Consider the following 2,665-nt stretch of genomic DNA (forward strand, 5'->3'; position numbering starts at 1 on the left):
AGGTTTTGGCTTCCTGGACGGCACTCATGCGTGTCTGTCAGGCTGACGCATGACCTCTGCTCAGGACCATGCCTTGTCCCTTCGGCGCTTCCTGCGTCCCTTTCAGCGCGTGCTGGGACACGCTCGCCGCCGAAAGTGGTGTCCCATTTACCTGCGCGGCTTGATGGCCCCGCTGGAACGCAAAAGTCTGCAACCACTCGCCGAACACGTTGCCCCTGGCCAGTACGCGCAGCTGCACCATTTTGTGACGGTGAGTCCCTGGCAGGATGACCAGCTGGGCGCCGTCCTCGCGCGTCAGGCGCAGCGGTTGGTCGGTGGCCGTGATGCCGTGTTGATCGTGGATGACACGGCATTTCCAAAACAAGGCACCGGCAGTGTCGGGGTCGCCCGGCAGTATTGCGGTGTGCTGGGCAAGGTGGCCAACTGTCAGGTCCTGGTCTCGCTGACGCTCGCGAAGAACGATCTTCCCGTTCCTTTGGCGCTGCGGTTGTTCCTGCCCCAGGCGTGGACGGATGACCCAGAACGGTGTGTTGCTGCCGGTGTCCCTGTGGGACACCGGCTGTTTCTGACCAAGAAGGAGTTGGCCCTGCAGGAGATCGACCGCGTCCGGCAGCATGGCGTGACCTTCAAAGTCGTCGTCGCAGATGCTGGCTATGGGAATAGCGCTGCATTTCGTTGAGCACTCACGGCTCGGGGGCTGACCTGGGCGGTCGGTGTCCCAGGCACGCAGAAGGTGTACTCCACGAAGGTCGGGATGCTGACGGAGCGGAGATCCAAGACTGGTCGACTCCTGGTCCCCGTTCCCGACGAGCCACGCAAAAGCGTGGCTCAGGTGTTGCATGACCTGCCGCCGCACAAATGGGTTTCACGCACCTGGCGCAAGGGCACCAAAGGACCGCTGCACGCACGCTTTGCGGTCATGCGCGTCCGGGTTGCCGACGGTGGGGAACTTCATGACGGGTCCCACTTGCCCGGTGACGAAGTCTGGGTCGTTGGCGAACGTCGGCCCAGTGGGGAGCGGAAGTACTACCTCACCAATCATCCAGCCAACACGTCAAAAATCGAGTTGATCCGCGACATCAAGGCTCGGTGGTCCTGCGAGCAGGTGCATCAACAACTCAAAGAGGAACTGGGCCTGGATCACTTCGAAGGCCGTTCCTGGCGAGGGCTGCACCATCATGCGGTGCTGTGCATGACCGCGATGCTCTATCTGCAAGCCCTTCGATTGGTCACGGTACGCGTTGACCCTGAGGGCTGGCGACCAACCTTGCCCCAAGCACGCCAGCAGACGTGTCCTGTCCTGTGGTGTCCGTACTGCTCAAGGGGAATGGGGTACGGTTGATCACGATGCTGGAGGTCTACACGGTTCGACTTCACCAGGATGGACAGCCGGATCAGATCGCTGAGATGTCCGTGCTTGAAGATGAGGACCATGGCCTCATTCGTGTTCGGGTGGCCACACCGTCGCGCGTCTACGAGGGGCAGGACAGTGGTTTCTTTGAAACACTCTGCGTGGTGCGTCGTGAGTTGGAGCATGACGGTCTGCTGTTGTGCGTTCAAGGCGCCATGCTTGGGGTTTACCCGTCCCCGATGGCGCTCTCCATTGGTGCACGTGTCGCTTATCGGCTCGCCTTGGGCCAACCTGCGAATACAGCTGACCTCGTCGACCTCTTTGAGCCTGTAGACAAAATGGGGAGTACTGTTGACGAACAAGCCCAGTGGTACAACCTGTGGTTCCACAGCCTCAGCGCGTCATCCGAGCTTCAATAACGTCTTGAAGGCGTGCTCATCCTTGTTTGCACGCCCCCAAGACGCAGCGCCGCATAACCCTCGCCGATTGCGACAGGCAGATTGGCACACTTCGGCCCATTTCCCACGTACAGTCAATGCTCGATGACCTTGAGATTCATCACGCGCATCAGCCTGACTGGCCTGATCCTCTTGGGTCTGGCGGGCGCCTGGCAGCTGGATCTTGGGGCCATGCGGGTAGATGCAGCCCGAAATCTGACGGTGCCTTGTGCGCAGCCCCAGGTGGCCTTGGTCCCATTCACTTGCACCGTCCATCCCCCCACGGTCTCAGATTGGACGGTCACCATGACGGCGTCCTGGCACTGTGTGACCGATGAGCGCCACTTGGGTCTGCGGGCCGATGACGGCACGCCTCTTACCCGAACCTACAGTGTGCGTCCGGGCGAGACCATCACGACGCCCGAAGGGGTGAAGGTCACCACTCCCACGAAATGGCGAGACGCCAGTGCGACCACCGCGCAAATAACAGTCAGCCGGGTCAGTGCCGCTGATCTGCCTGTGCCCCTGGACGCGGAGTATTCGCCCAACGTGATCCCGCTGTACCGCGTTCAGGCGTCTGAAGCGTTGGTGTCTGGCAAAGGCGCGTTTTCCATCAGTGTGCCGACGGGTTCGTACGCCAGAGAGTACCTAATGCCAGTCAAGCTTCAGGAGATATTCGATCTCCATGGCGCAGAGGATGCAGCAGCCGATGAAGACAGTCCATCCTTGCTGATCAGAATTTGGCGAAAGGATCAAGTGGCGGTGGTGACAGAGAACGCCATCACGTTCTCGACCAGTGTGTTGGATGACATCTTTTTTACGGGTTATCGTCTCTCCGACCCCATACCCTATGGAGATTCTGGCACTCAGGCCGTTC

Annotated in this window: 2 protein-coding genes and 1 pseudogene; all 3 read left to right on the forward strand. The window is 60.3% G+C overall.

The features are described from left to right. Window positions 1-49: 49 nt before the first annotated feature. Window positions 50-1,342, forward strand: a pseudogene (locus K7W41_RS23850) (IS701 family transposase). 5 nt (window positions 1,343-1,347) lie between these two features. After that, window positions 1,348-1,770: a hypothetical protein gene (locus tag K7W41_RS23195; RefSeq protein WP_224612903.1), complete on the forward strand. Its 423-nt coding sequence runs from the start codon at window positions 1,348-1,350 to the stop codon at window positions 1,768-1,770. Between the two features lie 123 nt (window positions 1,771-1,893). Continuing rightward, window positions 1,894-2,665, forward strand: a 772-nt coding sequence (locus K7W41_RS23200; protein ID WP_224612904.1) for a hypothetical protein, incomplete at its 3' end; no start/stop codon positions are given.

Source organism: Deinococcus multiflagellatus, assembly GCF_020166415.1.
GTDB classification, from domain to species: Bacteria; Deinococcota; Deinococci; order Deinococcales; family Deinococcaceae; genus Deinococcus; species Deinococcus multiflagellatus.